The sequence below is a fragment of the Paraburkholderia sp. RL17-347-BIC-D genome, assembly GCF_046027915.1.
In the GTDB taxonomy this organism is placed as follows: domain Bacteria; phylum Pseudomonadota; class Gammaproteobacteria; order Burkholderiales; family Burkholderiaceae; genus Paraburkholderia.
In genome coordinates this window covers 78,109-93,804 of the sequence record NZ_JARESS010000015.1, presented here as the reverse complement: position 1 = coordinate 93,804, position 15,696 = coordinate 78,109, and the positions used below count along the sequence as shown (strand labels likewise).

General features: G+C 61.2%; 13 protein-coding genes. 6 read left to right on the top strand and 7 right to left on the bottom strand.

Going from position 1 to position 15,696, the window contains the following annotated elements:
- Nucleotides 1–14 precede the first annotated feature (14 nt).
- Together P0D96_RS21475 and gtdA are read right to left on the bottom strand one after the other, a co-directional pair.
- Nucleotides 15–713: a fumarylacetoacetate hydrolase family protein gene (locus P0D96_RS21475; protein WP_408179179.1), complete on the bottom strand. Its 699-nt coding sequence runs from the start codon at nucleotides 711–713 to the stop codon at nucleotides 15–17.
- A 71-nt stretch (nucleotides 714–784) separates the two neighbouring features.
- Nucleotides 785–1,831: a gentisate 1,2-dioxygenase gene (gtdA, locus tag P0D96_RS21470; RefSeq protein ID WP_408315177.1), complete on the bottom strand. Its 1,047-nt coding sequence runs from the start codon at nucleotides 1,829–1,831 to the stop codon at nucleotides 785–787.
- Between the two features lie 183 nt (nucleotides 1,832–2,014).
- On the opposite strand from gtdA, the gene P0D96_RS21465 reads away from it, so the two are divergent.
- Nucleotides 2,015–2,950 carry a LysR family transcriptional regulator gene (locus P0D96_RS21465; protein WP_408315176.1) on the top strand — a complete coding sequence of 312 codons (936 nt, stop codon included), beginning with the start codon at nucleotides 2,015–2,017 and terminating at the stop codon, nucleotides 2,948–2,950.
- A gap of 22 nt (nucleotides 2,951–2,972) precedes the next feature.
- Here P0D96_RS21465 and P0D96_RS21460 read toward each other — a convergent pair whose 3' ends face one another.
- Nucleotides 2,973–3,506, bottom strand: a complete 534-nt coding sequence (locus P0D96_RS21460) for a MarR family winged helix-turn-helix transcriptional regulator (RefSeq protein WP_408179176.1) — start codon at nucleotides 3,504–3,506, stop codon at nucleotides 2,973–2,975.
- 334 nt (nucleotides 3,507–3,840) lie between these two features.
- Nucleotides 3,841–4,833 carry an ABC transporter substrate-binding protein gene (locus P0D96_RS21455; protein WP_408288675.1) on the bottom strand — a complete coding sequence of 331 codons (993 nt, stop codon included), beginning with the start codon at nucleotides 4,831–4,833 and terminating at the stop codon, nucleotides 3,841–3,843.
- Nucleotides 4,834–5,180: 347 nt separating this feature from the next.
- Here P0D96_RS21455 and P0D96_RS21450 point away from each other — a divergent pair, with 347 nt between their 5' ends.
- From P0D96_RS21450 to P0D96_RS21440, 3 genes are all read left to right on the top strand, one after another.
- The gene (locus P0D96_RS21450) at nucleotides 5,181–6,932 is read left to right on the top strand and encodes an FAD-binding protein (RefSeq protein ID WP_408315174.1); all 1,752 of its coding nucleotides are present in this window, start codon (nucleotides 5,181–5,183) and stop codon (nucleotides 6,930–6,932) included.
- A 177-nt stretch (nucleotides 6,933–7,109) separates the two neighbouring features.
- On the top strand, nucleotides 7,110–8,711 hold the full coding sequence (locus tag P0D96_RS21445; RefSeq protein ID WP_408315172.1) for a DUF6345 domain-containing protein: 1,602 nt from the start codon (nucleotides 7,110–7,112) through the stop codon (nucleotides 8,709–8,711).
- Nucleotides 8,712–9,065: 354 nt separating this feature from the next.
- Nucleotides 9,066–10,421: an epoxide hydrolase family protein gene (locus tag P0D96_RS21440; RefSeq protein ID WP_408315170.1), complete on the top strand. Its 1,356-nt coding sequence runs from the start codon at nucleotides 9,066–9,068 to the stop codon at nucleotides 10,419–10,421.
- A 91-nt stretch (nucleotides 10,422–10,512) separates the two neighbouring features.
- On the opposite strand, the gene P0D96_RS21435 is transcribed toward P0D96_RS21440, so the two are convergent.
- Nucleotides 10,513–11,157, bottom strand: coding sequence for a glutathione binding-like protein (locus P0D96_RS21435; RefSeq protein WP_408288664.1), 645 nt, complete (start codon nucleotides 11,155–11,157; stop codon nucleotides 10,513–10,515).
- 71 nt (nucleotides 11,158–11,228) lie between these two features.
- On the opposite strand from P0D96_RS21435, the gene P0D96_RS21430 reads away from it, so the two are divergent.
- The gene (locus P0D96_RS21430; RefSeq protein WP_408288661.1) at nucleotides 11,229–11,906 is read left to right on the top strand and encodes a TetR/AcrR family transcriptional regulator; all 678 of its coding nucleotides are present in this window, start codon (nucleotides 11,229–11,231) and stop codon (nucleotides 11,904–11,906) included.
- 28 nt (nucleotides 11,907–11,934) lie between these two features.
- On the opposite strand, the gene P0D96_RS21425 is transcribed toward P0D96_RS21430, so the two are convergent.
- On the bottom strand, nucleotides 11,935–13,983 hold the full coding sequence (locus P0D96_RS21425; RefSeq protein WP_408315169.1) for a pyridoxamine 5'-phosphate oxidase family protein: 2,049 nt from the start codon (nucleotides 13,981–13,983) through the stop codon (nucleotides 11,935–11,937).
- Nucleotides 13,984–14,016: 33 nt separating this feature from the next.
- On the bottom strand, nucleotides 14,017–14,658 hold the full coding sequence (locus P0D96_RS21420) for a glutathione S-transferase family protein (RefSeq protein WP_132377115.1): 642 nt from the start codon (nucleotides 14,656–14,658) through the stop codon (nucleotides 14,017–14,019).
- A 110-nt stretch (nucleotides 14,659–14,768) separates the two neighbouring features.
- Between P0D96_RS21420 and P0D96_RS21415 the strand changes: the two genes are divergently transcribed.
- Entirely contained in the window at nucleotides 14,769–15,689 is a 921-nt protein-coding gene (locus P0D96_RS21415) for a LysR family transcriptional regulator (RefSeq protein ID WP_408315166.1), read from the top strand.
- The last annotated feature ends 7 nt before the right edge of the window (nucleotides 15,690–15,696 follow it).

Genomic DNA, 15,696 nt, shown 5'->3' with positions numbered 1-15,696 from the left:
GCAGATTACGTGTATCAGGCCACGCGTACCGTCACTTCGCCCAGACGCTCGACGCCTACTTTCATCGTGTCGCCCGACTTCACCGAGCCGACGCCTTCCGGCGTGCCCGTGAAAATCACATCGCCCGGTTCAAGGCGGAAGTACTTAGACAGGTCCGCAACGGTTTCGGCCACCGACCAGATCAGATGCGACACATCGCTCTTCTGCTTTGTCTCGCCGTTGACCGTCAGCCACAGGCCGCCACTTTCAAAGTGGCCGACCGCACTGGCGGGATGAATCGGGCCGATCGGCGCCGAACGGTCGAAGGCCTTGCCGATTTCCCACGGACGGCCCATCTCGCGCATCTTCATCTGCAAGTCGCGGCGCGTCATGTCGAGGCCAACCGCGTAGCCCCATACGTGATCGAGCGCCTGTTCGACGGCGATATCCGAGCCACCCTTGCCGATCACCGCGACGAGTTCGGCCTCGTAGTGGTAGTTCTGCGTCTGCGACGGATACGCGAGTTCTAGCGTCTCGCCATCAGCAACGGGCACGACGGCATCGGCGGGCTTGCAGAAGAAAAACGGCGGCTCACGATCGGGATCGAAGCCCATTTCACGTGCGTGCGCCGCGTAATTGCGGCCCACGCAATAGACGCGACGTACCGCGAATTGAGCATCGCTGCCAGCGACGGGAACGGCGATCGGAGCTTCGGGAGGAAATACAAAAGCCATGATGAATTCGACTCGGAGAAGAGGATTGAGCACGCGCCGCGCCGGCGGCGCGCGTAAGAAAATGCCAACGGTTAGCTGCGTTCTTCGCGTAACAGATTCAGCGCGGCGAGCACCGGACGATCCGAATAGCTGAACAGCACGCTTTCCGCAGCCGCCGACAAGTGCACGGGCGCCCACGACGGCGCGACGAACACGTCGTGAGGCTCGAAGGTGAATTCGTCACTGCCGATCTTCACGGCGCCCTTGCCTTCGACGACGCAGTACACGGTTGCATCGGTGCTGCGATATGTGCGGCCTTTGAAGCCCGCAGGCAGGTATTGCATGAAGGTCGCGATGGTCGGCATCGGCCAGCCGCCCGTCGCCGGATTCACGTAGCGCAGCTTCACGCCATCCCATTCGTCGAGTTCGCCGTTTCGCAACAGCGCGTCGAGCGCTTCGCGGCTGCGCTCGTACGGGTAGCTGAAAATCGGCGAGGTGGGATCGGTCACACGATGCCGCACGGGCACCATGTTGTGGCCGAAGCGCGCAAAGCTGTCGCCTTCCGGGCGCGACACGGGCTGCGTCGCCTCGGGATAGTTCTCGGCGAAACCCGCGTCCATCTGCGCGACGAGCGGAATGTCCAGGCCGTCGAGCCATACGACGGGTTCGCCGCCGTCTTCCACGGACGGATTGCCGTGGTCGTGCCACGTCCACGACGGCGTGATGATGAAGTCGCCCGGATGCATGGTCGTGCGTTCGCCGTTGACGGCTGTCCACGCGCCCTTGCCTTCGACGATAAAGCGCAGCGCCGATTGCGTATGCCGATGGCTCGGCGCGATTTCGCCCGGCAGGATCAACTGCAATCCGGCGTACAGGTTCGGCGTCATGCTCGACTTGCCGGGCAGGCCGGGGTTTTCGAGCACCAGCACGCGACGCACGGCCTCTTCGGCGCTGATCACGGAACCGGCCTGCATCACGAGGTCGCGCACTTGCGCGTACTTCCAGATCGCGGGCTGGGCTTTCGGTTGCGGCGTCTTCGGCACGAGGTTGTGCAGCGATTCCCACAGCGGCGACATGCGCTGCCGCGCGATTTGCTCGTAATAGGCCGCGCGCGATGCGCCCGGAGCGTTGTTGCTCATTCGCGTCTCCTTTCAGTGTCTCGTGGGTCAGGCGCGTCGCGGGTCACGCGTCGCTCTTGTCGACCCTCCGCATTATTTATATGCGACAAAGCTATACTCGGTAAAATGGCAAAAACATCTAGCCCATATGGTTTTGGGTATATCTGCGCTACCACAACGGGAATCTGACGAGAGGATTAGGAGATGGACTGGACTTACCGTCTTCGTCTGAGGCATCTGCAGGTGCTGCTGAGCCTCGCGAGCACAGGCAATCTGAGCCAGTCGGCGGCGGCGCTCAACACGACGCAGCCGGCCTTGTCGAAATGGCTCAAGGAACTGGAGGAGGATGTCGGCCTGCCGCTATTCGAGCGGCACGCGCGCGGCTTGCGGCCTACGTCGTATGGCGAGGCGCTGATCGAACACGCGCGCCGCATAGAAGCGCGCCTCGACGTTGCGCGCGACGACATGCAGGCAATGCGTGAAGGCGGTAGCGGCCTCGTGAGCATCGGAACGTCGGGCGTATCGGCGGCCGATACAGTGCCCCTCGCCGTCTCCCGGCTTCTGGAGCGCATGCCTCGCGCGCAGGTGCGACTCGTCGAGAGCACGATGAACCAGCTGATGCCGCAGCTGGTGCGCGGCGAGCTGGATATCGTCGTCGGCCGGTCTGGCCAGCAGTACGACGATCCGCAGTTGCAGACGCAGACTCTTTACACGGAGCCGATCAACTTCGTCGCGGGACCGCAGCACCCGCTCACCCGCAAGTCGACGCTCACGTGGGAAGACGTGCTTGGTTTTTCATGGATCGTCTGGCCACAGGGAACACCGGTGCGAACGGCACTGGAAGCAGCGCTGACGGCCGAAGGACGCACGCTGCCAGATCATTGCGTGGAATCGAATTCCTCGATTCTCAACCTGACATTGCTGAACAACACGGAACTGGTAGGCGTCGCATCGCATCGGGCCGCGCTCCGATTCGAGCAGTTAAACGCCCTTCGTATTCTGCCTATCGAACTCGAAGGCTTCGGGTCGGTCTCGGTCTACTGGCACGCCGAGAACGTCAATCGCGCCGCGGTGGCCATGACACTGGAAAGCCTGCGCGCTTTCGCCGATCCGCATATGGAAGAATGGCACACCGCTTAAGGCCTTGGACGCCGGCCCACGTTCAATCCACGACCGTATCGCCTTGAGACTTCTGGGTGAGGTTCGTCTCGATCTGACGCATGACCTTCCAGAAAATGCGCATATCTTTTTGGGTGATCCCGTCGAATGATGACGAAATCATCTCAGTGAGCTCGGGCAGCATTTCATCGACAAGCCGCTTGCCCTCGTCCTGCAGATTGACGAAGTACTTTCTTCTGTCGTTTGGATCGCGGGTTCGTTGCACGAGGCCGCGTTTTTCAAGGTTATCCAGCGCCGGTACCGCGGTGGTCGAGGCAATGCCAACGCGCTTGCTGAGTTCCAGCTGGTTTAGTTCACCGCGTTCGGCCAGGACTCGAAGGTAGTACCAGTACGCGATCGCGAGATTCTCCCTGTCGAGAATCTTCTGTGCTTGCGCGTCGTAGAGCCTGTGTATCGTTCGCGCCATCCACGGCACAGTTCGGCCCCGATCATCAAACACGTTAGAGGGTTCTGTTGCTGCCGGTCGTACGGCAACGTCCATCGTTGCTTTGGCCGCAGTGGAATTTGACTTGGGCATTCGCTCATTCCTTGACATGGAGTCTTTGACTTTATTCACCCAAAACACATCATTCGATATAACTCTATCTCCAACGGAATCATCTTTTTAAAGATGATTCGTTTCGACAGAGATCATACAACAGATACCCGTCTGTTCATCTGTATCCGCGAATCCACTTATAGTGCGGGACCGGCACGCTGCTTTGTCGACGCTCACCGTCTGGCGAGGCCGCTGCCGTTAGTGGCCCCGCGCACAGGGTAACGGCATCAGGCTGTCAGGAAAGCAGCACGCCAATTCCACGCCGGAGTTGGCAACTGCTGCTCCGTGCAACCTCTAACCTTGCCGGCCTGGATCAGATCGCAAAGCTCTCGAGACTTGCCGGATGGAATAGCTCCCGAGCTTCCAGCCGGCGGCTCGACAGTCCCTCCGCATAATGACGGGCGAGAAAGCGGTCAACGACATGTTCATTGTCAGCAAAACCGTATGACCAGAAGTCGGTACCCATCAGCTTGCGAGCGGCACGCAACTGATCCTCAACGAACGGCAACGTAATCTTCGTGGCCGACGTATCGCTCAGCCGAGTCAAGGCAAGAGCCTTGGACTTCTCAAACGCCTTCATTACTGCGCCGGGCAGCCACGGGTGACGTTCCGCGAGCGTCTTCCTGATTCCGAGCGTGTGCATGATAGGGAAAAGCTTCGTGCGCGAATACCACTCGGCGGCGGTCTTGTGCGGATCGTCGAAAAGATACCTGACCTGCGGATGTCCACGGTCGAAGCAGGAAGGAGCGCGCGGCCCGATGACCGCGTCGATCTCCCCTTCTGCCAGCAGGTTCGAGATCGTCTGCCCTTCAGGAGCGTTCTCCAGTTTCACATCGTCAGGCAGATTCAACGAGATTTTCTCAACGCGTGTCGCATCCTCGTAGCCGCCGCGCACCCACGTCACGTCGGAAGCCTTCACGCCGTATTCTTCTTCGAGAAAGAGACGGACCCAGACGTTGGCGGTGAGTTGATACTCGGGCACGCCGATGCGCTTACCCTTCAGATCCTCAGGGCGGTTGATACCGCGGTCCGCACGCACATAAATCGAGGTGTGCCGAAACGCTCTCGACGGAAACACCGGGACAGCGATGTAGGGTGAAGTGCCCGCTGCGGTCTTCACCGAGTAACTGCTAAGCGAGAGTTCGCAGATATCGTAGTCCGCATGTCTGAAAGCACGGAAGAATATCTCTTCGGGATCCTGCAACATGAAAACCGGATCGACACCCTCGATCTGCACCTCGCCATCGACCAGCGGCCGAATCCGGTCGTAGTTGCCTACGGCGACGGAAAGCTGAAGCTTGCTCATTGCGTCTCCTGAACGTTACTGAAAATGCAACCTCTGCGGGTTGATGCGTCGTCTAGTGGCTCACGACTCCTGTCTCGCTCTTTCCGGTTGCGAGAGTGCCAACGCAGCGCAACCTTCATCGCGATCGACAATCGAGTCAATTCGTTTTATATCGCATGATCTTACAAGGAATTATGCGCGTCAAGAAGTTCTCAGGGCGAGACGACACGCGCGCCACATGAGACAGATATGACTTTGCCAGGGGATTCCCTGGAGTTTCTTGACATCATTCATTCCGAGACACATCATTCGATATAAATCGATTTCCAACCAGATCCAACAGAAACCCTTAAAGCAGGAAAACCGCCATGGACACCGCTACGACGGAGAACTGGGACCGCGAGGCCGACGTCATCATCATGGGAGCCGGCGCGGCTGGCATGACGGCGGCAATCGTGTCAAAGAACGAAGGGCTTGTGCCGCTCGTTCTGGAGAAGACCGACCAGGTCGGGGGCACCTCCGCCTGGTCGGTGGGCATGATGTGGTTCGTCGACAGCGCGCCTATGCAGGCGGCCGGCTTCAAAGACTCGTTCGACAAGGCGCGAAAATACTTTGCCGCCACGGTCGGGACCAGTGTCGACCGCTCATTGCAGGAAGCCTACATCTCGCAGGGCCGTGTCGCGCTCGATTACCTGTTGCGTCACTCCGAACTGGAAGTCATGGCGCTCGAGTATCCGGACTACAGTCCCGAACTCGAGGGCGGGATGTTCGGTCGCGCTCATGCCCCGCTCGAATTCGACGGACGCAAGCTTGGCGCGCACTTCAAGGATCTACGTGCCCCGCTTCCGGCCTTCGCGCCATTCGGCGGGATGATGCTCGACCTCGTCGACCTGCTCCATTTCCTCTCCTTCACGCGCTCGGCGCGGTCGTTCTTCCATGTACTGAAGCGCTTTTTTCGCTATGGCGTGGACCGGCTGAACTATCATCGCGGCACCCGGCTCGTCGGTGGGAATGCATTGATAGGCCGTCTGTACAAAACAATGCTGGATCAGAACATCGACGTCTGGCTGCGCGCGTCCGCGACCCGGCTGATCATGGATGGCGGCAAAGTCACGGGCGCGGAAGTGGTGCGAGACGGTCGGACAATCCGCGTACGCGCTCGCCGGGGCGTCGTCATTGCGACGGGGGGCTACCCCGGCAACCAGGTCATGCGCCGGGAGCACTCCCGACAACCAACGGTCGAACTCGGACTTGGTCTGCCCAGCAACGTCGGCGAAGGCATTCATCTTGGCGAATCGGCCGGCGGTCGACTCGACCACAACGGTCAGGACACCGGCTTCTACGTCCCCATGTCGGTCTATTCGAACGACGCGGGTGGCAAGGAACTCTGGGGGCACTTCATGCTCGACCGTCCCAAGCCCGGCTTCATTGCCGTAGGCAAGGACGGATACCGCTTCACGAATGAGGCGGCGTCGTATCATGCCTTCACGCTTGGCATGTTCAACGCAGGCGCAATCCCGGCCCACCTGATCGCAGATGCCACGGCGATCAAGAAGTACGGGATTGGCGTCATCTTGCCCGGCAGCTTGTCGTTGCGACGCTATGAGAAAGCGGGCTACCTGTTCAGCGGTCGCACGTTGCGTGAACTTGCCGGCAAGATCGGCGTCGACCCGAGCGGACTGGAACGCAGTGTCGAGCGCAACAATCGCTTTGCGAAAACCGGTATCGACGAGGACTTCGGGAAGGGATCATCTGCGTACAACATTTATAAGGGTGATCCGACACACTCGCCAAGTCCCTGTCTCGGCCCCATTGAAAAGGGGCCCTTCTACGCCGTCAAGCTGATGCCGGGCGACTTTGGAACGAGCCGCGGGCTCGTGACCGGATCTCACGGAGAAGTGCTCGACGACGATAGTCGCCCGATTCCCGGACTATATGCCTGCGGCAACGATATGAACTCGCCGGTAGGCGGTCACTACATCGGTGCCGGAATTACGCTCGGGCCCGCATTGACGTTTGGATATCTCGCCGCCATGGCGCTTGCCGAGAATGATCAGGCCGAGGGCATCAGCAAGTCGGAGTCCACTTCATCGCGTACGCAAGACGTCGGCCTTTCCTGATCAAATACCGCAAACCGCTGAATCGTCCATTCGATGAAGGCGCGTACTCCGCGCCCTCGTTTCGGCATCCAAACCTTCACTGTCTTTCAATTCGCTTGCGCGCTCGTCGTCCTTTGATTGGCGGTTTCCTTATATCGCCTGTCGTCGCCCCGTATGTATGCGCACAAGGAGTTCATCATGAAAGACAGTTTGCCCATTTACCGGCTCGAACCCCAAGACACCAGCGTCAAGCGCCTGGCGATGCTCGGGCGGCAAATCTTCGGCCTGCACGATGAGTTCCGGCTCAGCGAAACGCGCGACGGCAAAGTACTGCGCAACGCCCACCACCTCGTGGAAATTGCCAATGCCAGCGGCGCGGTATGGGCCGCTGACGAGTCGCAGATGTGGCGACCATCAGTCAGCGCGGAACTGCCGGGCGATGACGACGCACTGTCGATAGCCAAAGACTTTCTGCATCGCGAAGGTTTGCTGCCTGCTTTGGAAGCGCCGTTTTCCTATGGCAAGCCGGTGATCGGCGGCACTCATTTCGCGTTACGCAAGGACGGCAAGCGGCAAAACCGGCGTCTTGACGTACAGGTGGTGTACCCGGTTATGGTCGACAAGATTCCCGTAGTCGGCGGTGGCAGCGATCTGACTGTGACATTGGGACACAAAGGCAGCGTGATCGGCTTTAGCGGCGGCTGGCGCACAGTGGTGGCTGAATTCGACGCGAAAATGATCGCGCCGGACAAAGTGAAGGAACAATTTCACGGCCTCATGAGCCAGATGAAAATCGAATCCTTCGACATGTCGCTCGCCTATTACGCAGCGCCGTCGTTTACCGCGCAGGAGTTCCTCTATCCGGTGTACGTGTGCCGCGCCACGGCCGTGTTCGGCAAACAACGCGTGCCGCTTCGGCAGGTCATGCTCGCCGCCACCGACTTCGGTCCACCGCTCACCTTCGGCGAGCCGCAAGCGAAACGGCCGAAATCGGCCAAGCCCGCCACGGTGTCGAAAGAAAAAGCCAAGACCGAAGCTGCCGGCAAACTGCGCCGGTCGTTTGCCGCCGCAACCGTGACGCGGCCGTGGGAAGCCGGAACATCGTGGATCGGACAGAGCGGAGGTTTGGCGGGGAGCCAGGCCAACGCGCAAGGATTCGTCGACGAATGGGCGGCAGCAGGTTGGCACATCGATTTCAACTGGGGCGATGCCAACGCATGGGAATCGGATTGGCGCCGCAACGACGACACCTGGGTGGACAACGCCGACTTCGTGTTCTACACGGGGCACGCCAATATGAACGGCTGGGTGCTATCCAAACCCGACGACGGATTCCTCGACTTCGCCGAAGTCGGCGCCGGACCACAAACACCGGGCGACCTGTGGGGCCAAAGCGATCTCGAATGGGCGACGATTGCCGCCTGCGGCCCATTGCAGGACGACCTGCTCGCAAGTGGCGGCGGTGACGTGCTGGCCCGCTGGGATGGCGCGTTCGATGGCATGCACATCCTGATGGGCTACGGCGCGATCACCTTCGACAACACCGACGAAGGACGCAAACTCGCCCAGTACGCGAAGGGCGGCAGCACCATCATCGATTCGTGGTTCCGCACAGCCCGGGAGATTCAGCCGGCGACGAACGGCGCCGCCGCGCCCGATGGTCCGAACGTCTGGGTCGGCGCGATGTGGGTGGGCAAAGACGGAGTCGATCCCGTCAATGACCACGCATGGGACTATGGCTCGGTCGCCAATGATCCGACCTCGCCGACGTGGCTCGCCGCGATGTGGACGACCTGCTGAGCGCAACACTCAGCCTCGTACTCCAACTGCTGTAGATGTGCGTCAAGCGGCACACGTCTGTGGCAGTTGGAGGCGTCGTCGATGAACCACTCTCCAACTGCGAACCTACGCCGTTGAAATGAAAGCGGATCCGCCGTGTGCGCCGATACGGTTCCGCTTTGTATCGCAACGTATCTGCCGGGTTCACCGATACCCGCGCATACAAAAACCGCCCCTCCCGACACACGCGGGATACCTCCGCGCGCTCCAATACGTCCACCCTACATCGAATACCGCCTGCCAATCGCTCGTGAAATCGTGAAATCATGTTGCCATTGATGGGTAAGCCTGGCTTCATCGCCGATCGGAGACTTTATGTCAGACAACCTCCCTCCTCACTCGCCCTCTCGCCGCCGTTTTGTCAGCGTAGCAGCGGCGGCCGTTGCCGCCGGCTCATTGAGTCAGCTCGCGTTCGCGGAAACGAATCAAGCGATTACTGAAGTTGCCCCGGCGACGGGCGGCGAGAGGACCGCCATTCGCCGGCTCCGCGTGCATGTGCCGGAATCGCAACTCATCGACCTGCGCCGACGCATCAAGGCGACGAGATGGCCTGATCGGGAGACCGTCACGGATAACTCGCAAGGCGTGCCGCTCGCGATGATCCAGGAACTCGCGCGCCATTGGACAACCGACTACGATTGGCGCAAGTGCGAAGCGAAGCTCAACTCGCTGCCGAATTTCGTGACCGAGATCGACGGACTGGACATTCATTTCATTCACGTCCGCTCGAAACATGAGAATGCGATGCCGCTCATCGTCACGCATGGATGGCCAGGTTCGGTGATCGAGCAGTTCAAGATCATCGATCCGCTGACCAATCCAACCGCGTATGGCGCGAGTGCGTCCGACGCGTTTCATCTGATCATTCCGTCGTTGCCGGGCTACGGATTTTCAGGCAAGCCGACCACGACCGGTTGGGGCCCCGAGCGTACCGCGCGTGCATGGGTCGTCCTCATGAAGCGCCTCGGATACGAGAAATTTGCCGCGCAAGGCGGCGATCTCGGTGGTGTTGTCTGCAACGTAATGGGCAAGCAGGCGCCACCGGAATTGTTAGGCATCCACGTCAATTTCCCGGCGACTGTTCCGCCGGAAATCACCAAGGCGCTTCAAGCCGGCGATCCGCCGCCAGCCAACCTCTCCGCCGACGAAAAGCACGCTTACGAACAACTGAGTTCCGCGGCCATGAAGCGACGCGCCTACGCATTGGAAATGGGCACACGCCCGCAAACGCTCTCTGGATTGTCGGACTCTCCCATTGGCCTCGCGAGCTGGCTTCTCGACCATGGCGACGGGTATGAGCAGCCGGCGGCGGCACTGACCTCGGCCGTGTTCGGGCACTCCGTCAACGGGGAATCGGCCGGCGAGCTGACGCGCAACGATGTACTCGACGACATCACCCTGTATTGGTTGACGAACACGGGGGTTTCCGCGGCGCGTTTCTATTGGGAGTCGCACTTCAACTTCCTGGCCGCCGCCGATGTATCCGTCCCCGCTGCCGTAAGCGTCTTTCCGCGCGAGAACTATCAGGCTCCGCGCAGTTGGACAGAGCGGGCGTATCACAACCTGATCTATTACAACCGGCTCGATAAAGGCGGCCACTTCGCGGCGTGGGAGCAACCGCAACTATTTGCCGAAGAGGTCCGCGCAGGGTTGAGGCCGCTGCGCACGTAAATGAGAAATTGCCGGACTCGGACGACTACCCGCAGCAAGCGACAACGGTCCGAGTTCGGCGTATCACGCGGCCGCATCGCGCTACGGCAGTTCACGCAGCATTCACATGCCGCCGAGCCTGTTCCTCGAGATAAAGCGCCACCTCTTCGGCCAACGCCTTAGCGACCTGCGGACGATGCGCCGTTCGCTTGTAATACGCGTCAACGGACGGCCACTCGGCAAGATCGACACCGCTATGCTGCGCCCAGTTCAGGACGGTGACGAGATAAGCGTCCCCAACCGTGAAATGCTCCATGAGAAACTCGCGCCCGCGTAGATGCGCTTCCAGCACACCGAGTCGGAGGTTGACTTTCTTGCGTGTGTAGGCCTGAACGTCGGCCGTCGCATGCGGATCGAGCAGCGGCACGAATACGGCTTTATGAAGCTCCGTGCTGATAAAACCCAGCCATTCCTGCAATTTCGCGCGTTCCGCGGTCCCCACTGCCGGCGCGAGCCGCGCTGCCGGAAATGCGTCGGCAACATACGGCAGGATCGCGGTGTTTTCCCTGAGCAGCCAACCCTCGTCGGTACGCAAGACAGGCACCTGACCTAACGGGTTGATCGGATAGAAATCGGAGCCGTCACGCAACTGCTTCGACTTCGTATCGACTTCGATGAACTGCGCGTCCGCATTGGCCTCGTAGAGCGCAATACGTGTCGCGAGCGAACAGGCGAGCGGCGAGAAGTAAAGCTCCATGCTGGCGTCTCCGGTTGTTGGATTGATTTTTGTACTATAGTGTATAAAAATCGACGCGGCTAGATAATTTTATGCACAACGGTACAAAAAGTGAGAAGCGTTCGCGCGGACGGCCTCGTGGCTACGATTCCGAGCAGGCGCTGCGCGACGCGCGGGACGCGTTCTGGCATGGCGGCTATTCCGGCACGTCGCTCGACGCGCTGAGCGACGCGACCGGCATGAACCGGCCGAGTCTATACGGCGCATTCGGCGATAAACACGCGCTCTATCTGAACACGCTGGATCAATACATCGAACTCGGGCGTCAGGGGATGGAAGCCGCGCTCGCCGGAGATCGCCCATTGGCGAAGGCCTTGCAGTCGGTGTACGACGCCGCGCTCGCCATGTACCTTCCTCCCGGCGAGGCGCCTCGCGGATGTTTCCTGATCGGTACGGCACTCGTGGAATCAAGAAACGATGGCGAAGTTCGCGACAAGCTCCTCGGCGGCCTGACTACCTACGATCGCGCATTCGAGCGGCGGCTGGAACGCGCCAAAGCAGAGGGCGAACTCAGTGCGGCTTCGGATCCGGCCATGCTGGCGAAAATCGCTTCGGCGATCCTTCACAGCATCGCGCTGCGCTCGCGTGCGGGCGACTCGAGCGATTCGTTGCGAGCGACCGCCGAGGCCGGCATCGCGTTGATCTGCGGCACGCGCGACGAGCTGCCAGCCGATCCGCAACCACGCGGGCGACGCAAAACGAAGTCCTAGACTTTTACCGAAAGCTAGAGGCCGTCGATCAAAGATCCAACGTCACGCCCGCATCGCCAGCAACCGGATGTGCCATGCAAACCAGTGCCGCGCCGGGTTCGATTTGCGCCTCGACTTCGCCGTCGTACTTGACCTTGCCCGACAACAGTCGCGTCGAACACGTCCCGCATACACCTGCTCGGCAACTGGACGGCGCGTCGATACCGTGCGCTTCGGCAAATTCGAGTAAGCTGCCGTCGCGCGGCAGCCATTGAATCGTCCGCTCCGAGCGCGCGAAAGTCACTTGCACAGCGCCGGTGTCTTGCGCCGAAGTCTCAATCGGTTTCGTCTCCGCGTTTACGACAACCGCACGCTTGACGGTCGCCGGACCGAAAGCCTCGAAACGAATCCGCTCATCCGCGACATTCAAGCCGCGGAGGCCCTCATACAGATCACGCATGAACGACTCGGGGCCGCACAGATAGAAGTCATAGTCATCGAACGGAAGCACGCGCTTTAACGCGTCGATAGTCACACGCCCGGCCGACACGCCTTCGGCCAACCCATCGGCGGCGCTATCGAAAAGATGCAAGGACAGCGCCGCATTGCGCGCGGCAAGCTCTTTCAATTGCGCACTGAACGGACGTTCGCGATCGCTGCGCGCGCCGTGAAAGAAGAACAGCCGCTTCGCTCGCGCAACCTCACTGGGAGATGCTGCCAACGCATGCCGAAGCATCGCCATCATCGGCGTGATGCCGATGCCCGCCGAGATAAGGACGGCGGGCCGCGGGCTGTCTTCATCGAAAACGAACGCGCCGCGCGGCTTCATCGCTTCGATTTCCGTGCCGGCAATGAGGTGCTCATGCAGCCATGTCGAAGCCACGCCTTCGCGCTTCACGCTGATTCGATACCGCCGCGGATCGTGCGCATCGGAAAGCGTGTAGGTACGCGACAAAGGCGTGGCAGAGTCCGACACCGGCACGCGGATTGGCAGAAACTGCCCCGGCTTGTACGGCGGCAACGGCACACCGTCGACCGATTCGAAATAGAAGGAGCGAACCGACGCTGTCTCATCGACCACGGCCGCAACCTTCAACTTATGCCAGGGCGATGCAGCCACCGGCTTACGCACCGCCGCCGCAAACTGCGGCGCATACTCGACGTCCGACCAACGGAACGGCAACGCGCTCCGGCTGCGCCGCACTTCCTGCACGTGAAAACGCACGAGCCGTTGCGCGCCTTCGAACGCAGCCAGTTCCGCGCCGTCCCATACGATCTCCGCGCGCGCCGCGATATACAGTAGATCGCCGCTCGCAAAGTCGATGAACAGCAGGCCGGCGCGCGGATCGTGGATCAGGTTGCCGATCGTATTGAAGAAGTTGTTGCCGATAAAGTCGGGCGTCGTCAGCGTGTGCTCATCGTCGACTCGAACGAAGCCTGGCGCGCCACCGCGATGCGACACGTCGACGCCGCGGGCAAGGTCCGCATCTTCCGCAAGATTCGCGCTCGCGATAAAAAACGTATCCGCCCGCGCCAGTAACTCGCGGTCGGCATCACTGAGTTGGGTCGCTATTGCCAGCGGCGTGGCAGATTCAGACGAACTCTGCTCCACCCAGGTCGGCGTACGGCTCTGAATGTACTTATTGCAGTTGCCGAAGCTCTGGCGAACGTCGAGCGTCAACGCGGCCCCGTCCACGGACCTCACGACGCCGTTGATCCGGTTGCGCCTGCGGGTCTGCGGCTGCAGCCCCAGGCCGCCGATCATCGAGCCCTCCCGCCAGCTATCCGCGAGCGGATCGCCGGGCAACACACCGCCCTCGATGCGCAACGTCTGCGCATCCGGCGACGACACGAAGCCCGGCATGCCGGCGCGCACCGTCGCCCACGGCTGCCCGTGTCCATCGACACCGCCGAACACCATGAACGGCTGCTCGCTGAAAAACTTGCGATGCTGATCCGGCATGTAGCGGCGAATCCCCCGGCGTCCGGACGCTTCCGCCATGCTTCTCACCCCGGCACGCTGCTGGGCGGCCAGTTCGGCCGCGTGAAACGGCGAGGCGTCGACGCCCCAGCCATTCAGTGGGATAAAGGTGGACATGACCGGACTCCGGTGTCGTGAAAGATCAGCCGCTCATTCGGCGAGCAGCCCCGCTTTTGTCGACGGCATCGCGATGAACCGCGGCAATGCCTCGACGCGGCGCAGCCACGCACGAATGTTCGGATACGGGTCGAGCGACACGCCGCCTTCCGGCGCGTGCGCAATGTAGGTGTGGGCGGCGATGTCGGCAATCGTCACCTGATTGCCCGCCGCGAACGGCTTGTGCGCCAGTTCGCCGTCGAGCACGTCGAACAGCTTGACGGCCAGCTTCTTCGCGGTGTCGTGATCGTGCGGCGCACCAAACACGGTGACGAGCCGCGCTGTGCACGGCCCATAGGCGATCTGGCCGGCGGCGAGCGACAGCCAGCGTTGCACCGCGGCCGCGCCGAGCGGGTCTTCCGGCAACCACGAGGCGTCGCCGTAACGCTTCGCCAGATACACGAGAATGGCGTTCGAATCGAACAGCGTGATGTCGCCGTCCTGAATCGTCGGCACCTGTCCGAACGGGTTGAGCGCCAGATACGCCGGCTTGCGGTTCTCGCCGGCCTTCATATCCAGTTCGACCACTTCGAACGGCAGATCGAGCAGGGTCAGAAACAGCTTCACCCGATGGCCGTGGCCGGAAAGCAGGGTCGTATAGAGGCGGATCGGCTGGGCGGGTCGGGCAACGGGCATGACGGGTTCCGGAAAACGTGAAGGAATGGATCGAGCATAATGCGCACGAGCCACCTTGCAGAAGCCTGATAATCCGGGAAACACAATCAATCGAAGATGGACAATCCACTATGGCCGACGTACGCGACGTAAACCTCAACCGCTTGGCGATCTTCGTCGCGGTCGTCGACGCGGGTTCGCTGACCGCCGCGGCAGCGCGTCTGGGTCTCGCCAAGACGATGGTCAGCACGCACATGCAGCGGCTCGAGGCCGAAGTGGGCGCAAGCCTGCTGGTGCGCACGACACGGCGGCTCGGTTTGACCGAAGCGGGCCGCGCATTCTACGACGCGAGCGTGAAGATCCTGCGCGCCACGGAAGACGCGCTGTCGGCGATCGGCGGCGAAACAGCGTCCGTGCGCGGCATGTTGCGCGTGAGCTCGCCGATCGATTACGGTTCGCTTGCCGTCGCGCCGGTGCTTGTCGAACTGCGCCGCACGCATCCGCAACTCAATGTCGAGTTGCTGTGCACCGACCGATATGTGGATCTCATCGCGGACGGCATCGACGTCGCGATTCGCCTCGGCCGGCTGGCCGATTCCAATTACCGCGCGGTGAAACTCGGCAGCTTCGTCAAGTGGGTCGTGGCGAGTCCGGATTTCGTCGAGATATGGGGGCAGCCGCAGACGCCCGCCGAATTGTCGGCGATGCCCTTCTGCGCGTTGACGGTCCTGCCGCGTCCGCTGACGCTCGACCTGCAGCGCAACGGTGGCAAAAGTGATGGCGACGTGGAAACCGTGCGCTGTGAAAACGCGTTGCTGGTGAACACCGCCGACGCCTGCCGTGCGGCGACACTTGCCGGCGGCGGCTTCGGCCTGTTGACGGACTTCTCGATCGGCGGCGACATCGCCGCCGGGCGGTTGATTCGCCTGCTGCCGGAATGGGCGACCGAGCCCGCCAGTATTCAGGCTATCTTTCCGCCCACCAGCCATCCTCCGCCAAAAGTGCGGGCGCTGATCGACACGTTCAAGAAGCAGCTCGAGCGCGCATCGTGACGGCGTG